The following is a 15,545-nucleotide window of genomic DNA, read 5'->3' as shown; positions in this document are numbered from 1 at the left end:
AAAAAGGCAGCGAATGAGCCTCTCGCTGCCTTTTGTATTAACTTGTAAGCCTTGTTTAAAAACGCAGTTGCGCACCAAACATCACACCGCTAGAGTCAAAATCGCTGTTTTTTGAGTACACATATTCTGCATTCAAACCAAAGTGTTTATAGCTCCAGCCGATACCGCCAGCCGCTTCACCTCCGACACTTGAGTGTTCGATGTTCTTGCTCTGACCGTTCACTTTATAAGTGTATTCGAGAGTGTAGAGAGTGATACCTGCCTTGCCGTACAGTTCGAAACCTGAACCCAGAGGATAGCTAGCATAGCCACTCAAGCGAGGTCCGGAGAAGCTCGTATCGGTGACTTCTGAAATCGGACTCACGAGTATCGAGCCGATACCGTCAAACGCGCCTTTATAACCTGCTTCGATACCAAAGTTATGTGTTGGCATGTAGCGGTAATATATTTCACCTAAGAACATGTCGCCTGATTCTTTGCTTGTCGGAGCATCGTAGTTCACATCGCCATAGCCAATGTTTGTACCTATGATGTGCTCACTGGTTTCTGCGTTGGCTGACAAAGAAAAAGCCGACAACACTAAAGCAGTAATGAATGAATAACGCATGAACGCTTCTCCTTAGCTTTTAGCTTGCTCGCCTTTTAATATTTGTTCGAAAGTGATCTTGGTGTTGTCTAGCCATTCATAACGGCGACGATACATCGAACGCTTAGAGCGCGACATGCCTTCGATATCTCGACGGGGTGCATTTACATCAATTGAGTAAAAATGACGATTGTATTCGGTGCCGCCCAATTCTTGCCAGAGTGCATCGTAATCCGTTTTGATTCGCCCTTTGCTGTAGCGCTTAGCTGCGTAAGTATGGGACTGCGTTTTCACTGCTAGAATCGTATTTACTTCCCAAATTTGTGCGAGCAAAGTGAGCAAGCTCACCATCAAGCTTTTTGGTCTCTGTCCGTAAAGCTTACGAGTTAGCTTTTTAATTTTCGCGTTGTTTTCTTCACTGCTTCGCGGTCCTTGTAAGCCGCCAATCATAATGCTGCGTCCAGATTCGATGTGACCTAGCGTAAAAGAGAGCGTGTAGAAGTTGCCATCTTCAGCGCTGTGCAGCACTAGGCTCATGTCGCCTTCTTTTTGATAACGTGCTTCGTATACTAATCTCACCGAGTACAGTATTTCGTCAATTTCAAAAGAGGCTAATGTTAGGCCTTTCGAGTCTGTGTAGATTTCTTCGATTGTTTGTTTAGAAAACAGTTCTGAAATCGTTTTGTAGTGATCAACCACCAAGTTAGAACGATCGAACGCTGAGTTGTTTTTGATGATATACGGACGAAACGGCTTCTCTAAAAATCGATGCGTACGTGTACAAAGCAACTCTAACAATGACGATTCAATATTGTCTGAAAGGTGCTTAAACGCACGTTTGTAATAAAGCGCACGTAAGATGAACTTAGCTCTGTAGGTCCAAATTGGCTTGTAGACATCAGCATAATCATCTGAGTAAATCGATTTGCTATGGTAAAAAATGGATTTGTTCGCGGTCATTTTCACTCCAGATTAACTTGTGCTCAATAGCGACAATTAAGAACCGACGGACGAGCAGCGAAGAACCCGAAAAGGAGGAATGCAAAGCACGACTGAAAAGGGGTGGTTTTTGCTGTGTCCGACGTTTGTGTAAGGTTTTGAACAGTGTTCTTTTGCTGGAATTCTAAGAGAAAATTGACCTTAGGTATTGTATGGTTTGGTAAGGAAGTGTCAGGTTGAAACCCATTGTTCAAAAGGAAGAAAATGCGAATGTCGGCTGAATATGACGTTGAGTTGCTAAGTTAATGTGAAATAAGTTGAACGAAAATTGAACATTATTTGAAATTGTTTTGACGTGTTTTAGGTCTTTATACGTACCTTATAAGTATCGAGCCAATTTTGGCCCGATGTAAAGGTAAGTAAGGAGAGGTTTATGAAACGCTTAACAACTTTAGCAAGTACGATTGCTCTGATTGCTGCACCTTCTATGGCTCTTGCTGGTGGTTATCAGTGGACAAACGATACCGAAACTATCCATGGCGACGTAATGGATAGCAAACAAGCGGCTTATGAAATGGGCCGAGACATGATCCAAAGCTACCAAAATAAATCATCTGGACAACTCCGTGATGAGTTTACGAGCCTTACAACGTATGTTGATCGCCAATCGTTTTCTATCACTGACTCAAAAGTCATGGTAAATGAGTTCTTGCAAAGTGACGGGCAAGTTGTTTACCAGCCTATTCTCAATGTTCAATACGAGTACCGCATGCGTGATACCGGTAAATACTAACCAGTAAGACGGACTTGAATTGTTTACCACTAATATTTTTTGCTGTTTGTTTTGGGGAGCCACGAGCTCCCCATTTTTTTTGTCGAAAGCGAAAATTTTCACACTCTCAGTACAACATTTTCTATCGCTCAGCGTTAGATTTTCTTGCTCGTTGATTGTCATCATCGTTTGTAAAGTGTTTGCGGAAATGGATGTAACGCACTAACGAGGATACCCGATGACACATCATTCATATTGGTTCAAGCAGGCAATTGAAGCTGAGCAACCAGAAACGCCACAACCGTTACAGCAGAACATTAATACTGACGTTGCGATTGTTGGTGGCGGATACACCGGACTTTGGACCGCGATTATGATTAAGCAGCAATCTCCGGAAAAAAAGGTAGTCGTGATTGAAAAAGGCCTTTGTGGCAGTGGTGCATCGGGCGCAAACGGCGGTTGTATGCTGACTTGGTCTACCAAGTTTCCGACATTGAAACGGTTATTCGGTGAAGAGCATGCTGCTTGGTTAGTAAAAGAGTCGGAACAAGCAGTGCTAGAGATTGACGACTTTTGTCAGCAGCACAACATTGATGCGCACTTATCGTTGAAAGGGGTTTATTACACTGCAACCAATCAGGCTCAAACTGGGGGAATGCAGCCAGTTGTGGACGAGTTAAAGCGATTAGAAGTGAACAGTTGGCGTCGTTGCTCGGTGGAGGAACTGCGTGCCAATGCGGGTTCACCTCGACATATAGAAGGCTTTCACTCTCCAGTTGCAGCCAGCGTTCAACCTGCATTATTAGTGAGGGGGTTACGCCGTGTTGCTATTGATCTGGGTGTAGAAGTTTATGAGAACACGCCGATGACGCGTCTAGATTATGGAAAACCTGCCACTGTCTGTACACCTAAAGGAAATGTTCAAGCGCAGCAGGTGGTATTGGCATTAAATGCATGGATGGTGGAGCAGTTTAAACAGTTCAAAAACAGTATCGTGGTGGTCTCTTCCGACATGGTGATCACCAAGCCGCTTGGTGACGCACTACCTCTATCTGGTTGGCAGGCAGGTTCTAGCGTGTTGGATTCACGTATCTTCGTCCACTATTACCGAGATACGCCAGATGGCCGTTTGATGTTGGGGAAAGGCGGCAATCAGTTTTCTTTCAATAACCAAGTCGACGCAATGTTTAACAAGCCAACACGCTACCAAGGTCTACTGCGCAAGTCGTTCGATAAGTTGTTTCCTCATTTGAGAGGAGAGGAGTTTGCTTATTCATGGACGGGGGGCTCTGATCGTTCTGCTACTGGTTTCCCTTTTTTCGGCGAGCTAGATAAACAGAGCAATATCTTTTACGGATTTGGTTATTCAGGCAATGGTGTAGCGCAGACTCGAATGGGCGGAAAGATCTTATCTTCATTGATATTGGGAATCGATAACGAGTGGACGAACAGTGGTTTAGCCAAAGGACCGTTGGGGTATTTCCCACCAGAACCGCTTCGCTGGACCGGGGCTATGATAGTGCGCAACGCGGTACGTCGAAAAGAGGAAGCAGAAGATAACGAGAAAACGCCGTTTATCTGGGATAAGTGGCTAGCAAAACTCGCGGGACCAGCAGGCAAAGCGGATAAGCTTGACTAAACTGAAGACTTTAGCCACAAACGAGACAGTTTGCAGTGAAAGTCATTGGGGCGCGATGAAGCCTTGTGTTAGCCTCTGTCTTTCAAGCTCAGATTTAAAAGGTGAGTCATAAAATGAAAGTATTCAGCAACTTCGATAGCGGCAGCATTCACGTAGTGAAAGCGGACGACAAAAACGACATCCAACTCAAAATTCCTAACGACAATATGTCGGAATTCTACCAGTGGTTCCACTTCCGTCTTGAGACAGAAGCCGAGCAATCACACACCATCAAATTGCTTGATTTGGCTAAATCGGCTTATCCAGAAGGATGGCAAGGTTACGATGTGGTTGCGTCTTACGATCGTGAAGAATGGTTCCGAGTACCGGCAGAGTTCGATGGCGACACGCTGACTTTCACTGTAATCCCTGAGCGCAGCTCAATTTACTTCGCGTACTTTGCGCCATACACGTACGATCGTCATTTAGACTTGTTACACATGGCACAAAGCGCGCACCACTGCCAACTAGAGACGCTTGGTCATACGCTAGATGGCAATGACATGAGCTTGCTTACTTTCGGTGAGCCAGAAGAAGGCAAAAAGAAAATCTGGATGATTGCACGTCAGCACCCAGGTGAGACCATGGCGGAATGGTTCATGGAAGGTATGATCCAACGTCTGTTAGATGAAAACGACACGGTTGCGCGTGCATTGCTTGAAAAAGCGGTGCTTTACGTCGTACCAAATATGAACCCAGACGGTGGTATTCGCGGTCACTTGCGTACCAACGCAGTAGGTGTAAACCTAAATCGTGAATGGCAAACGCCATCAATGGAAAAGAGCCCAGAAGTCTACCTTGTGCGTCAGCGCATGCTGGAAACGGGTGTTGACATGTTTTTAGATATTCATGGCGATGAAGCGATTCCGTATAACTTCGTCGCTGGCTCAGAAGGTATTCCTTCTTACGATGAAAATCTTGCCGCTTTAGAGACATCATTTAAGCAAGCGTTACTGACTATTACGCCAGAGTTCCAAGATGAGATTGGTTACGATAAAGATGAGCCTGGTAAAGCGAATTTGACGGTGGGTTCAAATTGGGTTGCAGAGCAGTTCAAATGCTTGTCTTACACAATCGAAATGCCATTTAAAGATAACAACAATCACCCAGATCCACTTTACGGTTGGTCTCCTGAGCGTAGTGTCTTGTTTGGGCAAGATGTATTAGCTGCAACGTTAACCGTAGCGGATAAAATTTAGCGCGACGAGTTAACGCTTTTTCATTATTTCGAAAACAGCTCATTTAAATGAGCTGTTTTTTTGTGCTCTCCAGATCCACGCTCCCCTGTAAAAATTTGTTGCCATTCACAAGCTTAAATGATGATTCTTAAATTTGAGAAAGTGGCTTTTTATGGTGATTTGCGTCACAGAAAGTTGGCTTCTTTGTGATATTCTCCGCAACGAATTGACTATGGCTAAACCAACGCAACGAACTTTGTTTTTCGGTTGGGTATGCGGATGAAGCTCATGAATAGATGGTCTTGAGGTTACCTTTTTCCGTTTTACGTCATTGGCGTTTGAATATCATTTTTGATTCTTTCCTACGCTATTTAGCTATTTCTATTCGAAGAAAAGAGAAAGTTACGGCTTCATATTTTACGGCAGTATGCTGCCGCGATGTGTTGCTTTGTGTACAAGAAAAAGGAAAAGAATAATGAAAAAAATCGCTATAGCAGTGGCTACTGTACTTGCTGGTGGTGTGATCTCAAACGTTGCACTTGCTGACACTTACATGGGCGGTAAAATAGGTTACAACTCTCTAAACGATGCGTGTTACCTAAACGAACCTTGTGACGACGACAGTTTTGCAGCATCTATGCACTTAGGCTACAGCTTCAACAAGTACGTTGCAGCAGAGTATGGTGTTGATTACCTTGGTGACTTCACTGCAAACTTCAAAAAGCCTGGCCTAAACACCGTTGATGGTGATCTTTGGGCGTTGACGCTTGCTCCTAAATTTAACCTACCGCTAACGGATTCTTGGAATCTATTCGCGAAAGTTGGTGCTGCATACATGATGGCTGGTGACGAGAAAGATTTCGTACCAACTGGCTCTCTGGGTGCTGAATACCAAATCAACTACAACTGGAGCCTACGTGCTGAATACCAACGCTACCAAGATATGTCTGATGATGTAATTGAAGACATGGATTCAGATTTCTTCGGTATCGGTTTCAACTACAAGTTTGGCTCTGAGCCAGTCGTTCAAGAAAAAGCCGTTGAAGAGGTGGTAGAAGCACGTCCTGCAACACGCATTGTAGATCACGTTTACCCTGCTCAAACAACAGCGACAGTACAATTCGACTTAGAAAGTGCAGAAGTGAAAGACGCGTCGAACCTTTCTGGTACCGTTGATTTGATGAATACTTACCCACAAGCTCAAGTTGAGATCACGGGTTACAGCGATACGACAGGTTCTGCTGCTTACAACAAGCAACTCACAGAAAAACGTGCGAAAGCCGTTGCTGACGAGTTCCAAGCAAAAGGTATTGCGGCTGAGCGTATGACAGTGAAAGGCATGGGTGAAGCTAACCCAGTGGCAAGCAACGAGACACGTCAAGGTCGTCAAATGAACCGTCGTGTTGAAGTGGTTGTTCCTGCGTTTGAATACCAAACAACTGAAAAAGCAGAATAATTCCTGCTTAAGATAAAGTTCCAAAAGCCAGCGTGTATCACGCTGGCTTTTTTGATCCCGCTTAACTAACTAAGTAGTTGTGTAGAAACATAGTTATATCGGGACGCTTTGACATGTGCTCAACATACGTAAACTCAGCACCTTCATCAATTTGTCATCACCAGTTCATAGCATGACAGCCAAGTGTTTGGGAGAATGATATGCAAAGTTTACCGCCGCTCAATTTGCTCCGAGCTTTTGAAGCCACGGCGCGACTACAGAGTTTTACAAAAGCCGCAGAGGAGCTGAATGTGACTCGTGCGGCCGTCAGCCAACAGGTGAAATCGCTAGAGTCACAGCTCAATGCGACGTTATTCGAGCGTAAGGGCACTCACCTTACGCTGACCTGCTCCGCACAAGAATACTGGCCTGTGGTTAATCATGTGCTTCAAACATTATCGACCACGACGCAGCATTTATTTACTCGTCCCAAGAATACGCAAGTTAACTTACATGTCGCTCACAGCTTTTGCTCTCAGTGGTTAATGCCAAGATTGGCTGATTTTCAGCGACAATTCCCAGACATCTCCTTTAAAATCTCGACTACTGCTAATACAGTTCCAAGCGCCAGTGCGATTGCGGATATCGAAATTATTAACGGAGATGGAGATTGGCAAGAGCAAGAAGCCATACGATTAACCCAAGAAAACTGGATCGTTGTCGCAAGCCCCGGCTTTATGCATTTAAACCCGATAAATGACCTCTTGCAGTTAGCTAAAGCGCCTAAAATTTGTACTGGCGGTTATCATGAATCTTGGCAAGAGTGGCTTACGCACCAAGGTTATCAAGGGAAGGTGAGCAAAGTCGTCGCCGAGTTTGAACACTCATTGCTTGCTATTCATGCTGCGATGAATCAACTTGGCGTGTTGCTGGTAAGAGACTTTCTTGTTGAGGATGAGCTGCAACAGGGCGTATTAGTCCAGGCTGGAAATTGGAATATGCCAAGTTCTGGTGCACATTATATGATGGTTCGAGCATCCGAAAAATCACACGTAAACACCTTTGCTCAATGGTTAATACAGAGTCTTTAATGTTCGTTCAGCGAGTGAGTAGAGCGCATGTGTGGTTTGGCTATTATTAGCAGTAGCAAGTCATCAGTCTAGGACTGAGCGACATGCTTAATTACATCTAATAACCACTGATTTACCGGAGCTTGCTGTTGAGAGCGACGACAGCTCATCACGTAGCGAACATCAAGCTCTAGCCCAGCAGGAAGCGCGATACTTCGGCAACCCTTAGGAACATGTCCACTCATCGTTATGCCAAAATGATTCGTTTGCAGAAGCACTTTTTGAATCATCGCTGGGTGCTCAATTTCCACTTTAGGTGTGGTTCTAAAACCCATATGTTTGAGCCTTTCCAACACAGGGTATCGGTAGTCGTTCCATCCCGGCGTTTTAAAAAGTATAAAAGGGTATTCTTCTAGCTCTTGGGAGTTTTGAGCGGGATGATCTTGTCGAACAAAAAATACCGCTTTTCCTCGCCCCAGTTCGGTCTGAACAATTGACTGTGGCAGATCTTCATCAAAGTAATGAATCGCAATGGCGTTTTCACCGTCAATTAATCGTTTTTTTGCTTCGCTACCCCAGCGCAAACATGAGAATTTTGCGTTTGGGGCGTGCTTTAGTAACTCCAAGTAAAACTTGTCACCAAAGTACTCCCAAAACAATGTGTTGGCATAAATAGTGATTGAACCGTCAAAATGAGCTGGTGAAAAATGCTGTGGTTTGATGGAATCAATACTGTTGATTATTTGCTCAAAATGCGCAATGTTCGCTTCCACAAAAGCTGTTGGTTCAAAGCCATTTTTGGTCTGAACGAATAGCGGATCATTGAGCTGAGTTTTCATCTTTGTCAGATTTTTGCTGATTGCTCCTGACGTTTTACCGAGTGATTCTGCGACTAACCGGACGTTACGTAGCTCATACATCCGTTTTAATACCAAAATGTTTTGAATATCCAGATTAACGCTCATACATTCTCTCGCTTGGCTTTTGTCGACAAATCATATCGCTGAATTTCTTAAGAAAAGACAACGCTCGGTCAATTTAAGTTGCGGCCTTATCCCTGATTTATTGAAGGTAACGATAAGTTATTCTTGGTTACACCAGTTTATTAGCATGGATTTCCATTTGGTAAATAATGGCTTTCCTCGTATGAGCGCGTTTCTGTTGTTACAGTTTTTCCACCGAAAGAAAGTTAGAACGATAATAGAGGTGATGTATGAAAAAACTAATCGCACTTGTTTTGATGGTTTGCTCAACAAACGTAGCATTTGCTGGCGATGGGTCATACACGGGCACGATTGATATGACGATGGCAACGAAAAATCAGGTTGACGTAGAGCGTGCAGATTCTCAATTGACGCTGAAGGGTCGCAATGAAATGGCCTATGGCGGTGTAACAATCCATTCGGATGCTGCAACTCAAAAAATTGAACTTCGTGGTCGACGTGATTAATCGAATAGTTTCTTGTTAAGAAAATGCCGCGAAGAACGCGGCATTTCTATATGTAATATCATCAGATCACAATTACCAGATAAGCGTATGGTGAGAAGCTAAGCGCAATGACCACTTGCCATTATTCGCATGGCGGTGCCATATGAATGACAGCTAAGCCCCCCAAAGAGGTTTCACGGTATTTTTTATTCATATCTTTACCAGTCTGATACATGGTTTCGATAACTTTATCTAACGAAATTAAGCATTTACTTGTGCGCTTTAATGCCATACGCGATGCATTAATCGCTTTCATTGCTCCCATGGCATTTCTTTCAATACAAGGTACTTGAACCAAGCCGCCAATCGGGTCACAAGTCATACCCAATGAATGCTCCATCGCAATTTCCGCAGCAATACAAATCTGCTCGTTACTGCCCCCTCTTAGCGCTGTTAAGCCAGCGGCAGCCATGGATGAAGAAACCCCAACTTCTCCCTGACACCCCACTTCTGCACCAGAAATTGACGCGTTAGTTTTATATAAGATGCCGATAGCGCCAGCGACTGCGAGAAAGTCTTTTAGCTGTTTAACATCGAGCTCTTTGATGAAGCGATGGTAGTACATCAATACCGCCGGAATCACCCCTGCTGCACCATTCGTTGGAGAAGTGACGACTTGCCCTCCTGCTGCATTTTCTTCACTAACCGCAAAGGCGAAGAGATTGATCCAATCCATGATCTCCATCGGATCGTTTTCAACTGCAGCGTTGGCTTCGAGCTTTTTCAAAAGGTTTGGTGCTCGACGAGTGACATTTAGACCACCTTCCAAAATCCCTTCCGTGTCGAAGCCACGTTGCATGCAGAGCGACATCACTTTCCAAATTTGCTCTGCTCTTTGGTTGATTTCTTCGTCTGAGCGAAATGCGAGTTCGTTTTGGAGGATCATGCCTCCCAAGCTGAAACCGTTCGTCTCGGCTTTTTCCAGCATCTCATCTGCGGATGTAAACGGAAATGGTACTGCGACCTCATTTTGTTGCGTGCCGTTCTCTAGTTCGTCGGCGGTGGCGATGAATCCGCCCCCAATGGAGTAATAAATTTCAAACGCTACTTGATCTCCAGCTGCGTCTAATGCCGTAATCGTCATGCCATTTTCATGCAGGGGAAGGTTGTCGCTATGAAAGACGATGTCATGGTCGTAGCTAAACTCAATCTGGTGTGTACCGGCGAGCATGAGCGTATTATTGTCTATGGTATTTTGTAGCGCACTTTTGGCACTGCTCATTCTGATGGTATCAGGTTTATTTCCCATCAAACCAAGGACCGTGGCTCGGTCTGTATGGTGCCCTCGACCTGTCAGTGACAATGAGCCATAAAGGTCCACTTGCACCCGATGCACTTTCGCCATAGAGTCGCTAACTAGCTGAGTGAAATGGAATCCGGCAAGCATAGGACCATTAGTGTGGGAGCTGGATGGCCCGACACCAATTTTAAATATATCGAAAATCGACAGCATAATTGACTTCCTTTAGCAGTGAACCTTTATAAAGGTCTCTAGAACAGTGTTGTTAACTAGATGTTAAAGCTTGTGGGTCGGGAGTGAAAGAAGATTTTTGTAACACTGCCAACTAAGCGCGAGATTTTAAAATGAAGTTAGACAACATCGTCATCGTTTTAGGTAAACGCCTCGTCAATAACAGGTTGACCTCTGAGGGCATAACAAGAGTCGAAGCTTTGTCTTGTAGGACTGCATCACTACCGATAGAGCGAACGGCGATTGTTTTTTGTGGCGGAGTAACGCAAGGACAAAGTGTTTCTGAAGCAGAGGCGATGTACGCGTATTTTAGAACCCTAAACGCAGACTCTGTGAATCCGTTCCCTGAACGTCATATACTCTTAGAAACGGAGTCGTTGAACACGTTTCAAAACATGCGTTATGTTTCCCAAGTTTTGTGCAAACGTGGGTTGTTCGAGTTATGGTCGGGGCATCCGGTTGAGGTTATCTTGCTGTCTAATGACTACCACCTCGAACGAATCATTGATATCCAGAATTTGATGGATGAGCAAGGCTTATTACGAGTACTTAAATCCGATTGCGAATCCATGGGGGTGACCCTCAATATTCCACTGAATATCAGCAAACATATTAGCGTGCCATACCCACATAAAGGGCTTATGGCGGAGACATTCTTGCTACTCGATGAACTCACAACCTACCGAGTTTATTTAGAAGGGGTCAAGCATGGCGCATTTTTCCGAGATTTATCAATTGTCCGAAAAAAGCCACTTATGATCGCAAGAGATGCTATTCACAAATTGCTCTCTTTCCCGCTTGATAAAGAGGCTTTGCAAGATATTGAAGAAATGAAAAAGGCCGTCGAAATGACGGCCTTGGATGAATCTGTAGGTGCTGCGGAAAAGGCATTAAGTATCTTCCATCCGATACTGACTGCATTGAACCGTCGCTTTGATCCTGAGTCTATTCATTAAGCTCGCGTTTTGTACGGACGGCGCTTAATGCGATCAAACAGTAGCAAAGCAGTTCTATACCTTCTTCTGAGATATTTTTAACATCACGGATGTAATTTTCATCCATCACTTGTTGCCAAAAACTGCCCATACCATACAAACGAGAGAAGACTAATAATAGCATTACAGCACCAACTAATAGCTTCATATGTGGCACCGTTAAAATGGTCGCCATTTCGTTCATGGTACCTTTACCACCTTGGTAAGCTTTGGCGCAAGCCAGTGCGGTGACAGCAAGTGCTGGGAAAACCCAAGAGCCATGATGAATCATGTCTGTCCAATAGTCCGTTTCGCGAATAATCAGTACTGCAAAAAATCCTGCAATCAAAATAGCCGCATGCTTTAGCTGAGGCTGTTGTTTCGATAAGCTGAAAAACGACCATGATGCAATAGCAAGCATCACAAGCTGGAGCGTTTCTGTAACGGAAAGCTCGCCAAGGCTTGATCCCAACACGACATAATCAAGACGAAGACTAAGGTTAACGAGAATACTTATAGCGACAATCATCAAGGCGTTTAAACTCGATTTATAAATAATGCGCTTTGATTTTTCAGTAACAACGTTGCTTGGGGCTGACTCGGCTTCTTTTACTATTTGTGTTTTCATCTTGCTCACCTGTCCCAGAAAATGTGGAAGAAATGTGAATTAGTGTGATCTGTGTTTGGAATTTTATTGTCCAAGTGGAAAGTTATGTCAGGGGAATGTCAAGAATAGAACACTGTTCGATATAGGGTCGATGTGCGGTAAAGTCAGAGATATGTAAAAACAACGTAAGAACACTTTGATAAATCAAATAAAAAAGGAGCCCAAAGGCTCCTAAGTGATAGAGGGAAGGTGACGTATCGATAAAAATAATTAGTAGTTGTCACCCTCATTTTCTTTGTGATTCTCGCGATAGTATTCCCATTGCTCGACGCGTTCATTGTCCGACAGCACACAGTAAGTGACACGTTCGCCGTTTTCCGACACGGTATCCAGCTCACCACCTTGCTGAACACAGTATACGGCTGCGGGATTTGCAACGGAGGTATACTCAGTTGATCGGGTCGCTCCCTCGTAAGTTGAACAACCAGCCAGTACCAATGTTGCAGCCATAGCCATCATTAAATTTGTCTTTTTCATTCTTTATCTCCGCATGGGGTGGGCGAGTATTGTATTGATTATAGGCAACTTTAAGAGATTATTGTCTTATCGATGTTAAAAGTAAGAGGGACGTATAAGAATTTAGATATTCTCATTTATTGCTGATTAGCACGTCACACTTCTGTTCTTGGCGTATTGTTGTGAAGGTCATATCAATCACTTCCTGACAAGCGCTCGAACGTACTTGGCCTACAACAATGATTTAAAGTGTGAAATTCGGTAATATGCGCACAAAACATTGACCGTGGTATTTTCGATGAGACATTTAAAATCGACCGTTCATCCAGACATAGAGCATTTGGATGACAAAATTGTTTTTCAGCGCAATGCAGCGCGAGCCATTGTACTTGATGGTGAAGATGTGCTGTTGCTCTATACAGAACGTTACCATGACTACACGCTACCAGGCGGTGGTATTGATGATGGTGAAGATGTCATTGCTGGATTAGTCCGTGAATTAGAGGAAGAAACGGGCGCCCAAAATATACATGGTATTAAGCCTTTCGGAATCTTTGAGGAGTTTCGTCCGTGGTACAAGGATGACGCTGACGTGATGCACATGGTGTCGTATTGTTATACATGTAAAATCGAACGTGAGCTAGGCGAAACGGCGTATGAAGATTACGAAGTTAAAAATGGAATGCGCCCGGTATGGATGAACATACACGAAGCAATTGCACACAATGAAAAAACGATGGCAGAAAGCCCGAAAAAAGGCATGAGCATTGAGCGCGAAACGTTTTTACTTCAGTTGATTTCTAAAGAATTACTATAAACAGCTAGTTTGCATCATTACGACTTAGCTTCTGTTGGCTCTATTGTGGGCAAAGATTTTAGAGCAATAAAAAAGTCCGGACTCCCCCCCGGAACCCGGACTTATTCCAGACGCGCAAGCGAAGCGTCATCTTGATATGTTAGATTTGTTTCGAACTATGAAAACAATAGCTGTTTTACATTTAGTGTGTAAATAATTATTAGGTCTGACCATTGGTTTTCATGTTTTTTTGCAAACACAATGTGACGCATATCTACCCAATTGCCAAGCGTAATTGGGGCGCTTTTTAGTAAACCACTACTCTTTCTTATCTTTGAGATACCTTACCTCAACTTTTTTGCACACGTTTGCATAGAGATCACGAGTTTTCAAATTCGCCGAACAGGATCTTGTAATTTTACGTTTCTCTGACATTGAGCGCTGTCGTCGCTTTTATCACAAATTAACTAGCGGAGGCAGTCGGCTAAAGTCGACCAGCGGTTGTGAAATCATAGGAGCGTCTGGAGCAAACAAGAGTAAAGGTTGAAATGATGAGGATTGTAACTGACCGATATCTATCAACTTTTCCAATGCATAGAAGCGGCTGACGTATTGGCGAGTCTCGTTAGGCAGCGTGAGTTGTTGGAAATCTCGACTTCCTGCTTGCTGAATAGCACGTGCAACGCGTCCTTCTCCGGCATTGTATGCAGCTAAGGTCAGAGCCATATTTTGATCGAATTTGTTGTATAAAAACGCCAGGTACTTGAGCGCGGCCGTTGTGCTAGCTTCTGTGTCAAAGCGATCGTCTTGTTTTGTATTTATCGTTAATCCGAATCGTTTCGCTGTGGTTGGTATCAATTGCCAAAGTCCGGCGGCGTTAGCGTGAGAAACGGCTTTGGGGTTGTAAGAAGATTCTAACATTGGTACTAAGGCTAGGCTATTTGGTAATGAGTGGTTTTGAAGCTGTTTGAAAATGTGGTTAATTACCGGTTTGGATGAATCGAGACGCTTGGCAATTTGTGGTTTGTATGGTGCTAATACTTGATACTGCGTTTGAATATCGACAGCATTTGGTTTTGCCTGGCATGTGATTGGAAGGTAGGACAGAAAGGCAATAAAAATAAAAAGGCCTACAGTACTCAGCCGAGATGGCGACTGAATCTGTAGGCAAGACGAACATCGTTTAGAACGATTTATCTTCATAAGTGTGTTGCACAGGTTGTTTGAGTTGACTGACCAACTCATGGAACGCCGCAGAGCTGTGGCCATTGCTCTGATTGTATTGTTGGCACTGACTTACCAACGTTTCCAATAGCGCCCATTGTTTTCTAGCTTGCATACCTATTTGGGCAGGCAAAGCATTGAAAATTCGTTTTACGCTGGCGTCATTACACGCTAACCCCAGCGCTCGCATACACTGGCTTCTGTCATTGGCGGAGCGGCTGAGTTTATTGAGTATCGGCATTTGTTTCTGAACATTGTCGTTCAGTGCCTCTCCATCAAACTTTAAGTACAATACCTTTTGCTGCTGAAGCAAAGGAAGCAGTTGTTGATAAAGCTTAATATCCTCAGATATAGAGCGAACAAATTGTTGAATTCGCTGCGATACTGCGCTTGCCATGATGTCTTCCTAGCGTTTTATTACTCGTGACCTGTATGGAACTGCATGATTGCCTTGGATAGCACTTTTGTATCTAGGCTAAGTTCACCACGCGCTAATGCGTTGCGTACTTGTTCTACTTTTTCCATATCAACATCAGGTAGTGATGCCATTTCAGCTTGAGCGCGATCTATCGCTACGGTATTCGCTTGAAATGCAGGCTCGTGTACTTTGCTCTGTTCGACGACGTCGACAGGCTGTTTGCTTGCTTGCTGTAATTTTGTTTGTGGGACATGACCGCCCGCGACTTTGTCGATTTTCATGCTGTGGTCCTCATCATCATGTTCTAAATTAAGTAGGCGGTTAGAATGTGATAAACATTAAATATTTTTTTTGTACTCGAAGTTCAGTGTTACTGACGAGAGCCAAAATTA

The 15,545-nt window shown here is 43.9% G+C and carries 17 protein-coding genes; 8 read left to right on the top strand and 9 right to left on the bottom strand.

Going from position 1 to position 15,545, the window contains the following annotated elements; all coding sequences use genetic code 11:
- Positions 1 to 55: 55 nt before the first annotated feature.
- Both J4N43_RS22745 and J4N43_RS22740 read right to left on the bottom strand, forming a co-directional pair.
- Positions 56 to 607 (bottom strand): outer membrane beta-barrel protein, encoded by a 552-nt coding sequence (locus tag J4N43_RS22745; RefSeq protein ID WP_062731083.1) that lies wholly within the window; start codon positions 605 to 607, stop codon positions 56 to 58.
- 12 nt (positions 608 to 619) lie between these two features.
- Complete coding sequence (locus J4N43_RS22740; RefSeq protein ID WP_005384371.1) at positions 620 to 1,546, bottom strand: VirK/YbjX family protein; 927 nt, start codon at positions 1,544 to 1,546, stop codon at positions 620 to 622.
- Between the two features lie 412 nt (positions 1,547 to 1,958).
- Here J4N43_RS22740 and J4N43_RS22735 point away from each other — a divergent pair, with 412 nt between their 5' ends.
- The 5 genes from J4N43_RS22735 (at position 1,959) to J4N43_RS22715 (ending at position 7,679) form a co-directional block, all read left to right on the top strand.
- On the top strand, positions 1,959 to 2,318 hold the full coding sequence (locus tag J4N43_RS22735; protein ID WP_017819758.1) for a DUF3316 domain-containing protein: 360 nt from the start codon (positions 1,959 to 1,961) through the stop codon (positions 2,316 to 2,318).
- Positions 2,319 to 2,535: 217 nt separating this feature from the next.
- Positions 2,536 to 3,936, top strand: coding sequence for an FAD-dependent oxidoreductase (locus J4N43_RS22730; RefSeq protein WP_042523350.1), 1,401 nt, complete (start codon positions 2,536 to 2,538; stop codon positions 3,934 to 3,936).
- 113 nt (positions 3,937 to 4,049) lie between these two features.
- Positions 4,050 to 5,174, top strand: coding sequence for a M14 family metallopeptidase (locus tag J4N43_RS22725; RefSeq protein WP_017819760.1), 1,125 nt, complete (start codon positions 4,050 to 4,052; stop codon positions 5,172 to 5,174).
- Between the two features lie 454 nt (positions 5,175 to 5,628).
- Positions 5,629 to 6,609 (top strand): OmpA family protein, encoded by a 981-nt coding sequence (locus tag J4N43_RS22720; RefSeq protein ID WP_065275126.1) that lies wholly within the window; start codon positions 5,629 to 5,631, stop codon positions 6,607 to 6,609.
- 200 nt (positions 6,610 to 6,809) lie between these two features.
- Positions 6,810 to 7,679, top strand: coding sequence for a LysR substrate-binding domain-containing protein (locus J4N43_RS22715; RefSeq protein ID WP_053349355.1), 870 nt, complete (start codon positions 6,810 to 6,812; stop codon positions 7,677 to 7,679).
- A 68-nt stretch (positions 7,680 to 7,747) separates the two neighbouring features.
- Here the strand turns inward: J4N43_RS22715 and J4N43_RS22710 are convergent, their stop codons facing one another.
- The gene (locus tag J4N43_RS22710; RefSeq protein ID WP_005384388.1) at positions 7,748 to 8,623 is read right to left on the bottom strand and encodes a LysR substrate-binding domain-containing protein; all 876 of its coding nucleotides are present in this window, start codon (positions 8,621 to 8,623) and stop codon (positions 7,748 to 7,750) included.
- 248 nt (positions 8,624 to 8,871) lie between these two features.
- Here J4N43_RS22710 and J4N43_RS22705 point away from each other — a divergent pair, with 248 nt between their 5' ends.
- Complete coding sequence (locus tag J4N43_RS22705; RefSeq protein WP_005374030.1) at positions 8,872 to 9,108, top strand: VPA0252 family protein; 237 nt, start codon at positions 8,872 to 8,874, stop codon at positions 9,106 to 9,108.
- A 121-nt stretch (positions 9,109 to 9,229) separates the two neighbouring features.
- On the opposite strand, the gene J4N43_RS22700 is transcribed toward J4N43_RS22705, so the two are convergent.
- A complete protein-coding gene (locus J4N43_RS22700) occupies positions 9,230 to 10,600 on the bottom strand; it encodes an L-serine ammonia-lyase (RefSeq protein WP_053349354.1) in 1,371 nt (456 codons plus the stop codon).
- 131 nt (positions 10,601 to 10,731) lie between these two features.
- On the opposite strand from J4N43_RS22700, the gene J4N43_RS22695 reads away from it, so the two are divergent.
- On the top strand, positions 10,732 to 11,574 hold the full coding sequence (locus tag J4N43_RS22695) for a YdcF family protein (RefSeq protein ID WP_062731082.1): 843 nt from the start codon (positions 10,732 to 10,734) through the stop codon (positions 11,572 to 11,574).
- Here J4N43_RS22695 and J4N43_RS22690 read toward each other — a convergent pair.
- Together J4N43_RS22690 and J4N43_RS22685 are read right to left on the bottom strand one after the other, a co-directional pair.
- Positions 11,564 to 12,220 carry a hypothetical protein gene (locus J4N43_RS22690; protein WP_005374025.1) on the bottom strand — a complete coding sequence of 219 codons (657 nt, stop codon included), beginning with the start codon at positions 12,218 to 12,220 and terminating at the stop codon, positions 11,564 to 11,566. The two genes, J4N43_RS22695 and J4N43_RS22690, sit on opposite strands and share 11 nt — an antisense overlap.
- A gap of 249 nt (positions 12,221 to 12,469) precedes the next feature.
- Positions 12,470 to 12,736, bottom strand: a complete 267-nt coding sequence (locus tag J4N43_RS22685; protein ID WP_005374023.1) for a putative hemolysin — start codon at positions 12,734 to 12,736, stop codon at positions 12,470 to 12,472.
- A gap of 277 nt (positions 12,737 to 13,013) precedes the next feature.
- Here J4N43_RS22685 and J4N43_RS22680 point away from each other — a divergent pair, with 277 nt between their 5' ends.
- Positions 13,014 to 13,532: an NUDIX hydrolase gene (locus tag J4N43_RS22680; protein ID WP_005374021.1), complete on the top strand. Its 519-nt coding sequence runs from the start codon at positions 13,014 to 13,016 to the stop codon at positions 13,530 to 13,532.
- Positions 13,533 to 13,967: 435 nt separating this feature from the next.
- Here the strand turns inward: J4N43_RS22680 and J4N43_RS22675 are convergent, their stop codons facing one another.
- From J4N43_RS22675 to flgM, 3 genes are read right to left on the bottom strand one after another with little or no spacing between them, the layout of a single operon-like run.
- Positions 13,968 to 14,714: a lytic transglycosylase domain-containing protein gene (locus J4N43_RS22675; protein ID WP_053349351.1), complete on the bottom strand. Its 747-nt coding sequence runs from the start codon at positions 14,712 to 14,714 to the stop codon at positions 13,968 to 13,970.
- Positions 14,695 to 15,132: a flagellar export chaperone FlgN gene (gene flgN / locus J4N43_RS22670; protein WP_005374018.1), complete on the bottom strand. Its 438-nt coding sequence runs from the start codon at positions 15,130 to 15,132 to the stop codon at positions 14,695 to 14,697. Before flgN ends, J4N43_RS22675 begins: the two co-directional genes overlap by 20 nt.
- Positions 15,133 to 15,152: 20 nt before the next feature.
- On the bottom strand, positions 15,153 to 15,434 hold the full coding sequence (gene flgM, locus J4N43_RS22665; RefSeq protein WP_005374016.1) for a flagellar biosynthesis anti-sigma factor FlgM: 282 nt from the start codon (positions 15,432 to 15,434) through the stop codon (positions 15,153 to 15,155).
- Positions 15,435 to 15,545: the final 111 nt, after the last annotated feature.

Source organism: Vibrio sp. SCSIO 43009, assembly GCF_023716525.1.
Lineage (GTDB): Bacteria > Pseudomonadota > Gammaproteobacteria > Enterobacterales > Vibrionaceae > Vibrio > Vibrio alginolyticus.
This window is presented reverse-complemented; position numbering and strand designations above follow the sequence as displayed.